Origin of the sequence: Methylobacterium sp. J-030, from assembly GCF_022829545.1 — a bacterium.
Lineage (GTDB): Bacteria > Pseudomonadota > Alphaproteobacteria > Rhizobiales > Beijerinckiaceae > Methylobacterium.
Genome location: NZ_JAKSYM010000212.1, coordinates 49,569 through 63,788 on the forward strand (window position 1 = coordinate 49,569; position 14,220 = coordinate 63,788).

Consider the following 14,220-nt stretch of genomic DNA (forward strand, 5'->3'; position numbering starts at 1 on the left):
TATGGATCCTCGAGGATGGCCTGAAGATCTGTCCGAAGCGGTCCAACGTGCGGGATCGCTTTGAATCTATCCTTTGGCTTGGCGCAAGCGGCTTGGCGCAAGCGGCTTGGCGCAAGCGGCTTGGCGCAAGCGGCTTGGCGCAAGCGGCTTGGCGCAAGCGGCTTGGCGCAAGTCTGTTCTCCGACATGGCCGTTAGACGGCTCTCACACCGCGCGGCCGACGATGCGCGCTAAAAATTGTTGCCGCGGGGCGACAGGCGCCACCAAAGGTGTTGCCGGCCCGCCCGGGCGCTTGTCAGGGCGGAGCGCGATGGCCAGGGTCGGGGAAGGGGTCTTCCCGCGTCCCGAGAGAAGCATGCGCCGCCTGAACCTGATCGCCGCTCTGCTGCTCGCGGCCGCGGCCTCGGCCTGCGCGCCGAACCCGATCGTCGCCCGCGATCCGGTCCCGGCGCCGGGACCGACGGATGTCTACGCGTGCGACTCGAAGCCGCTGCCGGTCAACGCCTTCATCTCGGATTGCCGGCCCGTTCCGGCGAGCCCGCAGGTGGTCCTGCGCGCCCGGGGTTGATCCGGCCGAACTTTCGCTAACCGGTCGAGCCGAAGGGGCCGGACAATCCGGCCGCGATCAGCTAGACTGTTCGCGAGCCGCCGGCCAAGCCGGCCCGTGACGGAGCATCGCGTGAGCACCAAGACCCTGATCGCCGCCGGACTGCTCGCCCTCGTGGCGGGGCAGGGCGCCTCGGCCTCCGACGCAACCTACGCGCCGGCGCCGTATCGCGCGCCGTCCTACGTGTTCACGGCGCCGAACGGGCCGACGGTCCTGACCACGGACGGCTGCTGCCAGTTCGTGGTGCCGCCCGGTCGTCCCGACCTCGCCGTGCCGCCGGTGCCGGTGGCCGAGGTCATGAACGGTGGCGGCTTCGGCTACACCGGATTCGACTACTACAACGACCAGATCACCGAAGGCCGGTTCGGCGCGCGCAAGCGGCCGAAGGAGTACGTCATCGCCCCGTCCTACGTCGTGCCGCCGCGCTACTGAGCCTTCATTCTGGGTTTCCAAGGGTGCGCCCTTGGGCGGGGTTTCAGGGCGGAGTCCTGACGGCTTTTCCAAGGCTCTGCCCTGGTCCCGCGAAAGGTCTCGACCTTTCGAAACCGGCATCCAGCCCACGGCGCACCGGACGACTTCGCGCTCAGGTCGAACAGGCCCTCAATCCTTGTGCGGGTCGTGGCCCCAGTTCATCAGCGACATCCGCCAGGGTGAATCCGGGTCCTTGCGGGCCGCACCGCCCTGCTTGAGATGGCGGTGGACGTAGCTCACGACCTTGCCCATGGCGGCGTAGTCGTCGTCCGTCAGGTCCGCCTTCTTCTTGTCCTTGATGGCCAGGATGCGCCGGCCCATCGCGTGGCCGGTCGATTCAGCGCCGTCCTTCTTCTGCCCGACATCCTTGCTGGCGTCGCTGTCGAGGTGCTTCTTCAACGCGGCCGGCGTCATGTTGACGGCCTCGTTGAAGTCCTTCCACGTCGTCGCGTGATCCGCCTCCGCCATGCTGTGCGCCTCCTGCCTGTCGCTCGTGCGCGACAACGCGTTCGGCGCGGGCCGGCTCGCCGCCGTCCCTGCGGTCGGGCGCCGCACGGGCGGAGGGCAGGGCGGCGCGACGGCGTTTACAGGCCGGCCCCCGGCGGGTATCACCCCGGCCCGACCCTCGACATCCTTTCCCGCCCCCATTCCCGAAGAACCAGATGCGCGCCGAGATCGAGCAAGCCTCGGATGCCGCCAAGCAGTCTATAGGGCTGCTGAGGAGGCATCTTTGACTGGGACACCGTCGATAAACGCCTCGCGGAGCTGAACGCGGCTTCCGAGGACCCCGACCTCTGGAACGATGCCGAGGCCGCCCAGAAGGTCATGCGCGAGCGCCAGCAGCTCGACGAGGCCGTGACCGCGATCAAGAAGCTGGAGCGCGACCTCGAGGACGGCGCCACGCTGATCGAACTCGGCGAGATGGAGGGCGACGAATCCTCGATCCGCGAGGGCGAGGCCGCGATCCTGGCCGTCGAGAAGGAAGCCGCGAGCCGGCAGGTCGAGACCCTGCTCTCCGGCGAGGCCGACGGCTTCGACACCTATCTCGAGGTGCATGCCGGCGCCGGCGGCACCGAGAGCCAGGACTGGGCCAACATGCTCCAGCGCATGTACGCGCGCTGGGCCGAGCGCCGGAAGTACAAGGTCGAGGTCGTCGAGATGACCGACGGCGAGGAGGCCGGGATCAAGGGCGCGACGCTCCTGATCAAGGGCCACAACGCCTATGGCTGGCTCAAGACCGAGTCCGGCGTGCACCGGCTGGTGCGGATCTCACCCTATGATTCCAGCGCCCGGCGGCACACCAGCTTCGCCAGCGTCTGGGTCTATCCGGTGATCGACGATCGGATCGAGATCGAGATCAAGGAATCCGACTGCCGGATCGACACCTACCGGTCGTCCGGCGCCGGCGGCCAGCACGTCAACACCACGGATTCGGCGGTGCGCATCACCCACAACCCGACCGGGATCGTGGTGGCGTGCCAGCAGGAGCGCTCGCAGCACAAGAACCGGGCGACTGCCTGGAACATGCTGCGCGCGCGCCTGTACGAGGCCGAGCTGAAGAAGCGCGAGGAGAAAGCCAACGCCGAGGCCGAGGCCAAGACCGATATCGGCTGGGGTCACCAGATCCGGTCCTACGTGTTGCAGCCGTACCAGTTGGTGAAGGATCTGCGCACCGGTACGCAATCCACCGATCCGGACGAGGTGCTCGACGGCGACCTCGACCCGTTCATGGAGTCGTCGCTCGCCCAGCGGGTCTTTGGCGGCAGCGAGGCGGTCGAGGACATCGACTGAGCCGGGCTTCCCGGCCCGTCCAATCCAATCACCTCATCCTGAGGTGCCCGGAGCGAAGCGAAGGCCTCGAAGGAGCCCTCCAGATACCACTGCGATTTCTGGACTCCTCCTTCGAGGCCCGCTTCGCGGTCACCTCAGGATGAGGGGGATGGGCGGGATGGACCCGTGCATCCCCCACGGACGCCCCTCAATATCCCAGCGCCGCCCCGTCCTTGCGCGGGTCCGAGCCGGCCACCAGCGTGCCGGCCTTGCGGTCGATCCAGATGATCTGCCCGCCGCCGAGCGGCAGCGGCGCGCGGATCGCCGGGTGACCGCGCGCGATCAGCCCCGCCATCGCGGCGTCCGAGATCCCGCCCTCGACCTCCAGGCTACCGCCGTAGGCGAAGCTGCGCGGGGCATCGAGCGCCTCCTGCACGTCGAGCCCCCGGTCGAGCAGGCCGGAGAGCAGCTCGACATGGCCCATGGCCTGGTAGTGCCCGCCCATGACGCCGAAGGGCGCGACCGCCCGCCCGTCCTTCATCAGCATGCCGGGGATGATCGTGTGCATCGGCCGCTTGCCCGGCCCGACGCTGTTCGGATGCCCGCCCTCCGCGCGGAACGACAGGCCGCGGTTGTGCAGCAGCACGCCGCTCTCCGGCGCCAGGATGCCCGAGCCGAAGCCCTGGAAGATCGAGTTGATCAGTGAGAGGGCGTTTCCCTCCCGGTCGACGACGCAGAGATAGACCGTATCCTTGTGGGCGCGGCCCTCGGCGGCCTCGCGGGCGATCTCAGGATAGATCTCCGGCTCGCGCGCCCGGCCCATGTCGATCGCCCCGTGGGCGGCGGCCTTCCAGGCGTCGGAGAGCAGATGCTCCACCGGCACGGCGGCGAGGGCGGCGTCGCCGAACAGGACGTCGCGATGGTGGTAGCCCTGCTTGCACACCTCGGCGAAGAGGTGGAGCCGGTCGAGCTCCGAGAGGGCGCCGACGTCGTAATGCGACAGCACGTTGAGCATCATCAGCGCGGCCAGCCCCTGGCCGGCGGGCGGGCACTCGTAGACGTCGTAGCTGCGGTAGCGGGTCGAGACCGGGGTCACGATGTCGGGCCGGGCGGCGGCGAAATCGTCCGGCGTGTGCAGGCCGCCGAGTTCGTTGAGCCGGCTCACCATGTCTTGGGCGACGGGCCCGGCGTAGAAGGCCTTCGGGCCCTCCGCGGCGATCTTCTTGAGCGTCGCGGCGAGCTTGGGCAGGCGGAACAGGCTGCCGATCGCCGGCGCCCGCCCGCCGGGCAGGTAGGTCGCGGCGGTGTGGGGATCGGCGGCCACGCGGGGTACACAGCGCAGCCAGTCCCAGCCGACGCGCTGCTGGATCACGAACCCGTCCTGCGCGTAGCGGATCGCCGGCTGGAGCAGTTCGCCGAGGGAGCGGGTGCCGTGTTCGCGCACCAGAAGGTCCCAGGCCGCGACCGCGCCCGGCACCGTGACGGCGTGCGGCGAGGTCGGGGTGATCGCGACGCCGTGCTCGGCGTACCAGCCGGGCGTGGCCGCGGCGGGCGCCCGGCCCGAGCCGTCGAGGGCGATCGGCTTGGTGGCGCCCGCGGGGGCGTAGAGCGCGAAGCAGTCGCCGCCGATCCCGGTCATCAGCGGGTCGACCACGCATTGCACGGCGACCGCCGCGATGCCGGCATCGACGGCGTTGCCGCCGGCGCGCAGCACCTCGATGGCGGCGAGCGTCGCGAGCGGGTGCGAGGTCGCGACGGCGGCGTTGGCGGCGTAGACCGGGGAACGGCCGGGGGCGGAAAAATCTCTCACGGGATGTCCTGCTGTTCGGAACGGTTTAGCGACTGCCTGATCCAAAACACGACCTCATCCTGAGGTGCGGCGCAGCCGCCTCGAAGGAGCCCTCCGGAGGTCGCGCGGCTGGCTAGAGCCCTCCTTCGAGGCTCGCTGCACTCGCACCTCAGGATGAGGTGGAGAAAGGGAGAAGCGGCGTGAGGCTCTCACGCGCGCTGTTCCTGCGGCAGCGCCACCCAATGCCCCGGCGCCACCTCGGTGAGCGGTCCGTCCGGCGGCTGGTCGTGGCTGGCGATGTCCCGGGCGGCCAAGCGGGCGCGCTCCTCGGCCGGGTGCGGCACCGGCACCGCGGCGAGCAGGCGGCGCGTGTAGGGGTGGCGCGGAGCCTCGTAGAGGGCGTCGGCCTCGGCGAGTTCCACGATCCGCCCGCGCCAGAGCACCGCCACCCGGTGGCAGAGATAGCGCACCATCCGCAGGTCGTGGGAGATGAACAGGTAGGACAGGCCCATCTCGTCCTGCAAATCCTGCAGCAGGTTCACCACCTGCGCCTGGATCGAGACGTCGAGGGCCGCGATCGGCTCGTCGGCGACGATGAAGCTGGGTTTCAGGGCGATCGCCCGGGCGATGCAGATCCGCTGGCGCTGGCCGCCCGAGAACTGGTGCGGGTAGCGCCCCATGAAGCGCGGATCGAGCCCGACCCGCTGGAACAAAGCCGCCACCGCCTCGCGCCGCTCCGGTCTCCGCATGTCGCGCCGGTGCAGCTTGAACGCCTCCGCGACGTAGTCGCCGGCGCTCATCCGCGGGTTGAGAGCTGCGTAGGGGTCCTGGAACACCGTCTGGATCCGGGCGCGCATCTTGCGCATGGCGCCGGCCGAGAGTTTTGCGAGATCCGTGCCCTCGAACGCGATCGTGCCGGAGGTCGGCGGGTTCAGCATCGTCACGGCCCGGCCGATGGTGGACTTGCCGGAGCCGGATTCGCCGACAAGCCCCAGGGTCTCGCCGGGGCGGATGTCGAAGCTCACGCCCTCGACGGCGCGGAACACCGAGTCCTTGCCGCCCCACCATGAGCGCAGTGGGTAGTGCTTGGACAGGTCGCGCACCGAGACGACCGGATAATCCTGCATGCTCATCGGGCCGCCTCCCGGCTCAGGAGGTCCGGCAGGTCGTACCAGGCGGCGACGAGGTGGCCGGGGGCGGCGCCGGGCGCCTGTGCCAGGGGCGGCATCTCGGCCCGGCAGCGGGGCGTCGCGTAGGCGTTGCGCGGGGCGAAGGGATCGCCCGGCGGGAGATGGCGCATGTCCGGCGGCGCGCCCTCGATCTGGTGGAGGCGGCGGCGTCCGGCCCGGCCGCCGGAGAGGTCCGGCAGGGAGCGCAGCAGCCCGAGCGTGTAGGCGTTGCGCGGATCCGAAAAGATGTCGTCGACCGGGCCGCGCTCCAGGATCCGGCCGGCATACATCACCTGCACGGTGTCGCTGATGCCGGCCACCACGCCGAGATCGTGGGTGATCCAGATGATCGCCATGCCGAGCTCGCGCTTCAGCTCCTGCACCAGGGCGACGATCTCGGCCTGAACGGTGACGTCGAGGGCCGTGGTCGCCTCGTCGGCGATGAGCAGCTTCGGCCGGCAGCTCAGTCCGATCGCGATCATCACCCGCTGGCGCTGGCCGCCGGAGAACTCGTGCGGGTACTGGTCGAGGCGCGCGCCCGCGTTCGGGATGCGGACGAGGTCGAGCAGTTCCTTCGCCCGGGCGCGGGCCGCGCGGGCGTCGAGGCCGAGATGGATCCGCAGGGGCTCGACGATCTGCGCGGCGACAGTCATGCCGGGATTGAGCGAGCTCATCGGGTCCTGGAACACGAAGCCGATCGCGCCGCCGCGGATTTTTCGGATTTCGCGCTCCTTCAGGGCGAGGAGGTCCCGGCCCTCGAACAGCACCTGACCGCCGGTGATCCGGCCGGGCGGGCGCGGGATCAGGCCCAGCATGGCCAGCACGTGCACGCTCTTGCCGGAGCCGGACTCGCCGACGATCCCCAGCGTCTCGCCCTCGTGCAGGGTGTAGGAGACGCCGTTGACCGCGTGGACCGCGCCGCCGTCGGTGTCGAAGGCGACCGCGAGGTCGCGGACGTCGAGGAGGGGTTTCGTCATGCGCGCTGCCTCGGGTCGAGGGCGTCCCGCAGGCCGTCGCCGAACAGGTTGAAGGCGAGCACGGCCAGGAAGATCGACAGGCCGGGCCAGATCGCCATCCAGGGCGCCTGATCCATGAAGTTCTTGGCGGTGTTGAGCATCGCCCCCCAGGACGGCTCGGGCGGCTGCTGGCCGAGGCCGAGGAAGGACAGGCTCGCCTCCGCGATGATCGCCGCCGCGATGGTCAGCGTCGCCTGGACGAGGATCGCCGGGACGATGTTGGGCAGGATGTGGACGAACGCGATCCGCCAGGGCGGGTTGCCCATGGCGCGGGCCGCCTCGACGAACTCCTCCGCCGCCACGGCACGGACCTGCGCCCGGGTCAACCGGATGAAGGTCGAGGTCGCCGAGAGGCCGATGGCGATCATGGCGTTGACGAGGCTCGGACCGAGGAAGGCGGCGAGCGCGATCGCCAGGATCAGGAACGGGATCGCCAGCAGCGCGTCGGTGAGGCGGGAGATCGCCCCGTCGATCCAGCCGCCCGCGTAGCCGGCGAGCAGGCCGAGCGGCAGGCCGAGGGAGACAGCCAAAGCCACCGAGACGAGGCCGGCGCCGAGGGAGGCGCGAGCTCCGAAGATGATCCGCGAGAGGACATCGCGCCCGACCTCGTCACCGCCGAACGGGTGCGCGAGGCTTGGGGACCCGCGGACGTTGCCCCAGTCGGTGGCGGTGGGATCGTAGGGCGCGATCCAGGGGGCGAACACCGCCATCAGGATCAGCAGGCCGACGATGACGAGGCCCGCGATGGCGCTCGGGCGGGCACGCAGGCGGCGCCAGAAGGCCGTGACGGTGCCGGGTTCCTGGATGAGACCCGGGCTGCCGGTGGGCGCTGCGATGCCGGCGGTCTCGGCGATGGGGGTGCCGGTGCTCATCGGCGTCCCCGGCTGCGGCGCGCGTCTTTCCCTCCCCCCTCTGCGGGGGAGGGTGGGCCGGCCGTCAGGCCGGGTCGGGAGAGGGGAGCGACGGTGCAGAACAGGATTGTGCCCGGCATGAAGGTCGCGCCCCTTTCTGAACCCGGGTTCCCCTCTCCCGACCCCCTTCGGGGGCCACCCTCCCCCGCAGAGGGGGGAGGGAGGGCGGCGCGCTCGAAAGATCCGCTCATGCCCGCCTCAGCTTCGGGTTCACGGCCGCGGCGAGCAGGTCGGCGGCGAGGTTGAGGGCGATGTAGGTCGCGGCGGTGCAGATCACGACGCCCTGGACGGTGGCGAAATCCCGGTTGAACACCGCATCGACCATCAGCTTGCCGAAGCCCGGCACGGAGAAGACCTGCTCGGTGAGCACCGCCCCCGACAGGAGCTGGCCGAATTCCAGCGCCCCGAGGGTAATGATCGGGATCGCGGCGTTGGGCAGCGCGTGCCGCAACGTCACCCGCAACGGCGAGACGCCTTTGGCGCGGGCCGTGCGGACGTAGTCGGAGCCGAGCACGCCCAGCATCGCCGCCCGGGTGTGGCGCATCATTACCGCCGCGATGGCATTGCCGAGCACGAAGGCCGGCATCACCATGGCGGCGAGGTTTTCGGACAGGCTCTCGAACGGCGAGACGTAGCCCGAGGCCGGCAGCCAGCCGAGCTCCACCGAGAACAGCAGGATCAGCAGGATCCCGAGCCAGAAGTTCGGCACCGACAGGCCCCAGAGGGCGATCCCGTTGGCGACCGTGTCGGCGGCCTGACCACGCTTCACTGCCGAGAGCACGCCCATCGGCACCCCGATGGCGAGCGCCACCAGCATGGCGAGGCAGGCGAGTTCCAGCGTCACCGGCAGCTTCTCGACGATCAGCTTGGAGACCGGCTTCTGCAAGCGGATCGACTCGCCGAGATCGCCGCGCAGCACCCCGCCGGCCCAATAGGCGTAGCGCACCGGCAGGGGCTGATCGAGGTGGTACTTCGCGCGGATGAAGGCGATCACCTGCGGGTCGCGCTCCTCGCCGGTCAGCGCCGTGGCGACATCGCCCGGAAGCAATTGCTGCAGGGCGAAGATGATCATCGAGGCCAGGATCAGGGTCGGGACCGCCAGGGCGAGGCGTCGGGCCAGAAATCGAAGCATCAGGCGCGCAGCATCAGTTGAGCTTCAGCCCGGTGAAGCGCACGAGCCCGTCCGGATAGGGCACGAAGCCCGTGAGCTTCTGGGTGTAGGCCCAGAGCAGCTTGCGGTGCAGGATGTAGATCCCCGGCCGGTCCTTCAGCACCTGATCCGCCAGAGCCTTCCAGGCCGCCGCGCGCTTGGCCGGATCGATGGTGCCGCGCTCGGCCTGGAGCGCCGCGTCGGCCTCCGGATTGCAGTATTTCGGGTAGTTCAGCGCCGCCTTGCAGGCGAGGAAGCTGAACGTGTTGCCATCCGGGTCCGAGCGGCCGCTCCAGGAATAGAGCTGCGCCTCGTAATTGCCCTTGTCGGCGGCATCGAGCGCGGTGGTGAAGTCCACCGCCTGGATCTTCACGTCGAAGCCCGCCTCCTTGGTCATCGCCTGGATCACCTGCCCCACCTGCGGCGACTCGCTGTTGGCGTAGACGGTCAGCGTGATCTGCGGGTTCGGCTTGCCGGCCTCCGCGAGCAGGGCCTTCGCCTTGGCCACATCCCGCTTCGGGATCGGGTACGCGGCGACGTAGTTCGGGTTCTTCGGGTTGACCCACTGGTTCCCGGCCAGGAACTCGCCGTTATAGACCACTTGATTGATGGCGTTCCGGTCGATGGCCGCCTCGAAGGCGGCGCGCACCTTCGGGTCGGAGACCGGCGAGCCGGCCTTGTTGGGGTTGAACAGGACTTCCTGGAAGCCGAGTTCGGTGGTGGATTCGAGCTTCAGCTTGGCGTCGCGCTTCACCTGCGCCACGTCGGTCGGTGCGAGGCGCTCCAGCAGGTCGAGCTGCCCGGCGCGCAGGTTGGTGAGCCGCACCGTCGCGTCGGGGATCGGGCGGAACTCGATCCGCTGGATCTGGATCGCGTCCTTGTTCCAGTAGTCGGGGAAGCGCTCGACCACGATCCGGTCCTGCGGCACCCGCTCGACGAACTTGTACGGTCCGGCGCAGACCGGCGCCGACGCGAACTTGTCGCCGAGCCGCTCGGCGGCCTTCGGCGAGACCATCATGCCGGCCCGGTCGGTGAACTGCGCGAGCAGCGGCGCGAACGGCTGCTTCAGGTTGATGCGGAAGGTCAGGTCGTCGACCACGTCCACGGAGTCGATCGGCGCGATCTCCGAGCGGCGCTGCGAGCCCGGCATCTTCAGATGGCGCTCGATCGAGAACTTGGCCGCCGCGGCGTCGAGCTTCTCGCCGTCGTGGAACAGCACGCCCGGGCGCAGGTGCATGGTCAGCGCCTTCTCGTCGGGCGACAGCTCCCAGGCGGTCGCAAGCTGCGGCACCGGCTTCAGGTCGGGCCCGATATCCACGAGCTTGTCGCACAGGGCGGCGAACACCATCCGGCTCGCGAAGGTGCGGGCGAGCGTCGGGTCGAGGGCGTCCGGATCCTCCATCATGCCGTAGCGCAGGGTCTGCGCGGCGGCGGGTCCGGCAAGGACCATCCCGGCGAGGAGGCAGGCGGCGAGACGCAACATGAAATCGGTCCGGAGGCTGGCGCGGGTGGCGGGATGCGATCGGCCGCGGCCGATCCGGAGGTGGCGAGACCGTCGCGCACCGCCGTGGCATGCACAATCCCAAGGCAGCATCCGTGCCAGACGGTCAAGCTGCATCTTATATTCAAGTCGTCCAGTCGGCTTCAAGCGCGCATCAGGAGGCGCTTGGTCCGGTATTCAGCGGAGTGATCAAGTCAGAATATGGCGGATCTTGCGAAGATCGTATGAATATATGTGCGGTGAGGTCCGGTGCGGAATAAGATGAATTTTACGGGATTCTTGAAGTTCGCGTCAGGTCGCACCATCGCACAAAGCCGGCAGTTCACAGAGGTGGCGATGAAGGACATCGATGGCCCGCGACACCGCATCATCCTGCCCGCCCTCTGCTGGAACCCGCGCCGCCGGGATTTCTACGCGATCACCACGGATGTCTCGGTCGAGGGGATCCGCTTCCGCTCCTCGTCGCTCCTGATCCCGGGCGAGGACCTCACCTGCAGCATCCGCCACATCGGGCTCCTGCATGCGCGGATCGACCGGGCGGCGGGTCAGGAATTCATGGTCTCCGTCCGCGGGGGCCGGCCTGCGCTGGCCGGCTTGGTGCGCCGGTTCGTGACGCTGTCCCGGGCCCAGGATCTCCGCGCGGCGGAACCGATCCGGGTCCACCGCCGGGTCGTGCCGCGGCAGAAGATCGTCGCGGTGACGCTGGAGGGCGGCCATGCGGTCTCGGGGCATGTCCTCAACGTCTCGGTCTCCGGCGTGGCGCTGCTCGTGGACCAAGCCCTGGAGCTCGGTGCGACGATCCGGGTGGGCCAGAAGGTGGCCCGTGTCATGCGGCATTTCACGCACGGCGTGGGAGCCGCCTTCCTGGAGCCCTTCGAGCCGGACGCCGTTCACGAGGCCATGACGTTGTAAGCCGCTGCGGGGCCTCGCAGCGGCGGCGGATGGGCGCTACATCTGTTCGGGCCAGCGAAGGACCCCCCATGAAGCGCCCTGTCTCCGCATCTCTCGCCGCGTCGTTCGCCGCATCCCTGCCGGCCGCGCTCGTGCTGCTGCCGCAGGCGGCGCTCGCCCATCCCGGCCATGGCGCCGCCACCGGTGCGGAAGCGGGCTTCCTGCACCCGCTGATGGGGGCCGATCACGTGCTGGCGATGGTCGCGGTCGGCCTGCTGGCGGCCCTCCGCGGTGGGCGGGCCCTCTGGGCGCTGCCCCTGTCCTTCCTCGTGCTGATGAGCGCGGGGGCGGGCCTCGGCATGGCCGGCATCGCGCTGCCCTATGCGGAGACCGGGATCGCGCTCTCGCTCGTGGTGTTCGGCCTCGCCGCCCTGGTCGGCCTGCGTGCGCCGGTGGCGCTGCTCGCCGCCCTGGTCGGGGTGTTCGCGGTGTTCCACGGCTACGCGCACGGGGCCGAGATGCCGGAGACCGCCTCCGGCCTGTCGTTCGGCTTCGGCTTTCTGGCCGCGACCGCGCTTCTCCACGCGGCCGGGATCGGCCTCGGCGTTGCCGGTGCGCGCCTCGGCGCCACCCGGGCCGCGCCCGCCCTCGGCGCCGGCGTCGCGATGGCGGGTCTCGCCCTTCTGGTGCTGCCGGCCTGAGCGGCGCGGCCGGCCCGTTCGCGGCGCGCGCGCCCGATGGTGCGCCGCGCCTGAGCATCCGCATCGATCTCGCGCCCGGGCACCGGCTCGGCCCCGGCAAAGTGCGGCTGCTGGAACTGATCGCCGCGCACGGCTCGATCGCGGGGGCCGGGCGGGCGCTCGGCATGTCGTACCGGCGCGCGTGGCTGCTGGTGGAGGCGATGAATCGCGGCTTCGGCCGCCCGGTGGTCGAGGCGCAGATCGGGGGCCGGGCCGGGGGCGGCGCCCGGCTCTCGGATTTCGGGACCGCGGTGGTGGCGCAGTACCGGGCAGTCGAGGCGGCCGCCGAGGCGGCGGCCGCCCCGTTCCTGGCGCAGCTCGCCCGGCCCGAATGAGTGCCTATGCCCCGGTCGTTTCGGGGTGTCGTCCAGGGATCCGACGACACCGGTTCCGCACGTCCCTTTCCCAGGCGCATGCAGCGCCGGCGGGATGCGACCCGGGAACCAGCGGAACAAGCCGCCAAGCGCCTGTCTGAAGCAAACGGGGCCGCTCTCGCGGCGCTTCTCGTGATGGATCTCGGATCAGCCTCCGCTTCGCTCCGCCTGTCCGGGAAAGGGGGCGCGTCACGACCCGCGGGCGCCGATCTCGCATCGGGCTCTGAGCCAACCCCCTTGAAGGGGCTGGCCTATGCCGCTTCATGAAATTGCATCGGCGCGGGGCTGACGGCAGCGATCCGCGCCCCACGTTCCGCGCGCCGCGATCATCCTGGCGGCCCGAGGAACCAATATGTCGAAACCTGTGATGCTTGCCCTGGCCGGACTCCTGGCCGCCGCCGCTGGGGCGGAGGCGGCCCCGAAGGTGGAGCGCCTGCGGGGTACGATCGAGGCGGTCGAGCACGGCGGCTTCACGCTGAAGACCCGCGACGGCAAGTCCGAATCCGTGGCGCTCGCGCCGGACGCGAAGGTCTCGTGGGTCGTGCCGGCCTCGCTCGACCAGATCAAGGACGGCGTGTTCATCGGCACGGCCACCAAGGGCGAGCCCCCGGTGGCGCTGGAGGTCGTGCTGTTCCCCGAGGCGATGCGCGGCACCGGCGAGGGACACTACGACTGGGACATGCTTCCGGACCACGCGGCCGGCGGTGCGCAGGTGAAGAGCGCGATGACCAACGGCACCGTGACGGCCGACGCCCGTTCGACCGCGCCCGACGCCCCCAGGGTGAAGAGCGCGATGACCAACGGCACGGTGACGGCGCGCGGCGGCGGGGCTGAGCGGACGCTGACGGTGGATTACGGCAAGGGCCAGTCCCTCCAGATCCTGGTGCCGCCGCAGGCTCCGGTCGTCAGCTTCGCGCCGGCCGACGCCTCGGCACTCGCGCCGGGAGCGAAGGCCTTCGTGGTCGTCGCGCGCGAGGATGACGGCCATCTGACGGCCCGTCGGGTCGCCGTGGGCAAGGATGGCCTGACCCCGCCGATGTAAGCCGGCAATGTTATCGCGGCTGTCCCGTGTGAAGCCGGCAGCAACGGCGGCCGGGCGGGACTCCGCGCACGAATCGTCCGGCGCCCGAATACGGGCGCCGGGCTATTCGAGTCCGAAGACGGTCTGGAATTGCCGGCGAAACCGGCCTTCGTGACTCGGTTAATGGCCAATGCGCCCGGAAATTGTTGCCAGCACGCAACATCGGGTCGGAACCGCGGCAATAAACGAGAATCCTCGTTGCCGGCCGAAACCCGTTCGCACATGGTGAGGGTGCACGGGGGCATCGCCAAGCGAGAGCCCGCAGGAGCCTGCCGCTCAAGACGCAGGCCAAGTCTACAAAACATGCGGCTAGATCCGGTCAACCGGGCAAGTCCGCATTCTTGGGTCTCGAAGCTTTGGAGATATCGATGAAGCTCTTGAAGGGCTCGCTGCTCGGGTCTGCCGCCGCCTTCGCGGCGGTGGGCGCCGCGCACGCCGCCGATCTGCCGGTCCGGAAGGCCGTGCCGATCGAATATGTCCGCGTCTGTACCGCCTACGGTGCCGGCTTCTTCTACATCTTCAGAACCGACACCTGCCTGCGGATCCCGGGCCGCGCCCGGTTCGAGGGCGGGTACCAGACCAGCTACTCGCGTCAGGCCGGTCCGAACGTCGGCGACACGTCGGGCTACCAGGGCCGGATGCGCATCAACCTCGATGCCCGCACCCAGACCGCCTACGGCACCCTGCGCGCCTTCGTGCGCCTCGATGCCGGCGCCCGCACCGGCTATTCCGGCGTCGGCACCTCCGGCAC

15 protein-coding genes are annotated in these 14,220 nt (G+C 70.0%); 8 read left to right on the forward strand and 7 right to left on the reverse strand.

The annotated features are described in order from the left end of the window. Positions 1-354: 354 nt before the first annotated feature. Positions 355-567, forward strand: a complete 213-nt coding sequence (locus tag MKK75_RS14445; RefSeq protein WP_244043246.1) for a hypothetical protein — start codon at positions 355-357, stop codon at positions 565-567. Positions 568-678: 111 nt separating this feature from the next. Continuing rightward, positions 679-1,038, forward strand: a complete 360-nt coding sequence (locus MKK75_RS14450) for a hypothetical protein (protein ID WP_244043247.1) — start codon at positions 679-681, stop codon at positions 1,036-1,038. Between the two features lie 168 nt (positions 1,039-1,206). Here MKK75_RS14450 and MKK75_RS14455 read toward each other — a convergent pair whose 3' ends face one another. Then, positions 1,207-1,545 (reverse strand): DUF3140 domain-containing protein, encoded by a 339-nt coding sequence (locus MKK75_RS14455; RefSeq protein ID WP_244043248.1) that lies wholly within the window; start codon positions 1,543-1,545, stop codon positions 1,207-1,209. Between the two features lie 194 nt (positions 1,546-1,739). On the opposite strand from MKK75_RS14455, the gene prfB reads away from it, so the two are divergent. Then, a protein-coding gene (gene prfB / locus MKK75_RS14460; protein WP_244043249.1) for a peptide chain release factor 2 occupies positions 1,740-2,868 on the forward strand; the annotation gives its coding sequence in 2 pieces (ribosomal slippage) (positions 1,740-1,808 and positions 1,810-2,868; 1,128 coding nt in all). Positions 2,869-3,055: 187 nt separating this feature from the next. Here the strand turns inward: prfB and MKK75_RS14465 are convergent. The 6 genes from MKK75_RS14465 to MKK75_RS14490 form a co-directional block, all read right to left on the reverse strand. Beyond that, positions 3,056-4,657: a gamma-glutamyltransferase family protein gene (locus MKK75_RS14465; protein WP_244043250.1), complete on the reverse strand. Its 1,602-nt coding sequence runs from the start codon at positions 4,655-4,657 to the stop codon at positions 3,056-3,058. A 188-nt stretch (positions 4,658-4,845) separates the two neighbouring features. Continuing rightward, positions 4,846-5,769: an ABC transporter ATP-binding protein gene (locus MKK75_RS14470; protein ID WP_244043251.1), complete on the reverse strand. Its 924-nt coding sequence runs from the start codon at positions 5,767-5,769 to the stop codon at positions 4,846-4,848. After that, a complete protein-coding gene (locus tag MKK75_RS14475) occupies positions 5,766-6,782 on the reverse strand; it encodes an ABC transporter ATP-binding protein (RefSeq protein ID WP_244043252.1) in 1,017 nt (338 codons plus the stop codon). Before MKK75_RS14475 ends, MKK75_RS14470 begins: the two co-directional genes overlap by 4 nt. Beyond that, complete coding sequence (locus tag MKK75_RS14480) at positions 6,779-7,693, reverse strand: ABC transporter permease (protein ID WP_244043253.1); 915 nt, start codon at positions 7,691-7,693, stop codon at positions 6,779-6,781. The genes MKK75_RS14475 and MKK75_RS14480 overlap by 4 nt, the downstream gene beginning before the upstream one ends. A 226-nt stretch (positions 7,694-7,919) precedes the next feature. After that, on the reverse strand, positions 7,920-8,864 hold the full coding sequence (locus MKK75_RS14485; protein ID WP_244043254.1) for an ABC transporter permease: 945 nt from the start codon (positions 8,862-8,864) through the stop codon (positions 7,920-7,922). 13 nt (positions 8,865-8,877) lie between these two features. After that, positions 8,878-10,365 (reverse strand): ABC transporter substrate-binding protein, encoded by a 1,488-nt coding sequence (locus MKK75_RS14490; RefSeq protein ID WP_244043255.1) that lies wholly within the window; start codon positions 10,363-10,365, stop codon positions 8,878-8,880. A 354-nt stretch (positions 10,366-10,719) separates the two neighbouring features. Here MKK75_RS14490 and MKK75_RS14495 point away from each other — a divergent pair, with 354 nt between their 5' ends. The 5 genes from MKK75_RS14495 to MKK75_RS14515 form a co-directional block, all read left to right on the forward strand. Next, the gene (locus tag MKK75_RS14495; protein WP_244043256.1) at positions 10,720-11,295 is read left to right on the forward strand and encodes a pilus assembly protein PilZ; all 576 of its coding nucleotides are present in this window, start codon (positions 10,720-10,722) and stop codon (positions 11,293-11,295) included. A gap of 68 nt (positions 11,296-11,363) precedes the next feature. Beyond that, positions 11,364-11,975, forward strand: coding sequence for a HupE/UreJ family protein (locus tag MKK75_RS14500; RefSeq protein WP_244043257.1), 612 nt, complete (start codon positions 11,364-11,366; stop codon positions 11,973-11,975). Between the two features lie 101 nt (positions 11,976-12,076). Then, positions 12,077-12,349 carry a winged helix-turn-helix domain-containing protein gene (locus MKK75_RS14505; RefSeq protein ID WP_244043258.1) on the forward strand — a complete coding sequence of 91 codons (273 nt, stop codon included), beginning with the start codon at positions 12,077-12,079 and terminating at the stop codon, positions 12,347-12,349. A 391-nt stretch (positions 12,350-12,740) separates the two neighbouring features. Next, a complete protein-coding gene (locus tag MKK75_RS14510) occupies positions 12,741-13,430 on the forward strand; it encodes a metal ABC transporter permease (protein WP_244043259.1) in 690 nt (229 codons plus the stop codon). A gap of 407 nt (positions 13,431-13,837) precedes the next feature. After that, a partial coding sequence (locus MKK75_RS14515; protein ID WP_244043260.1) for a porin occupies positions 13,838-14,220 on the forward strand: 383 nt, incomplete at its 3' end.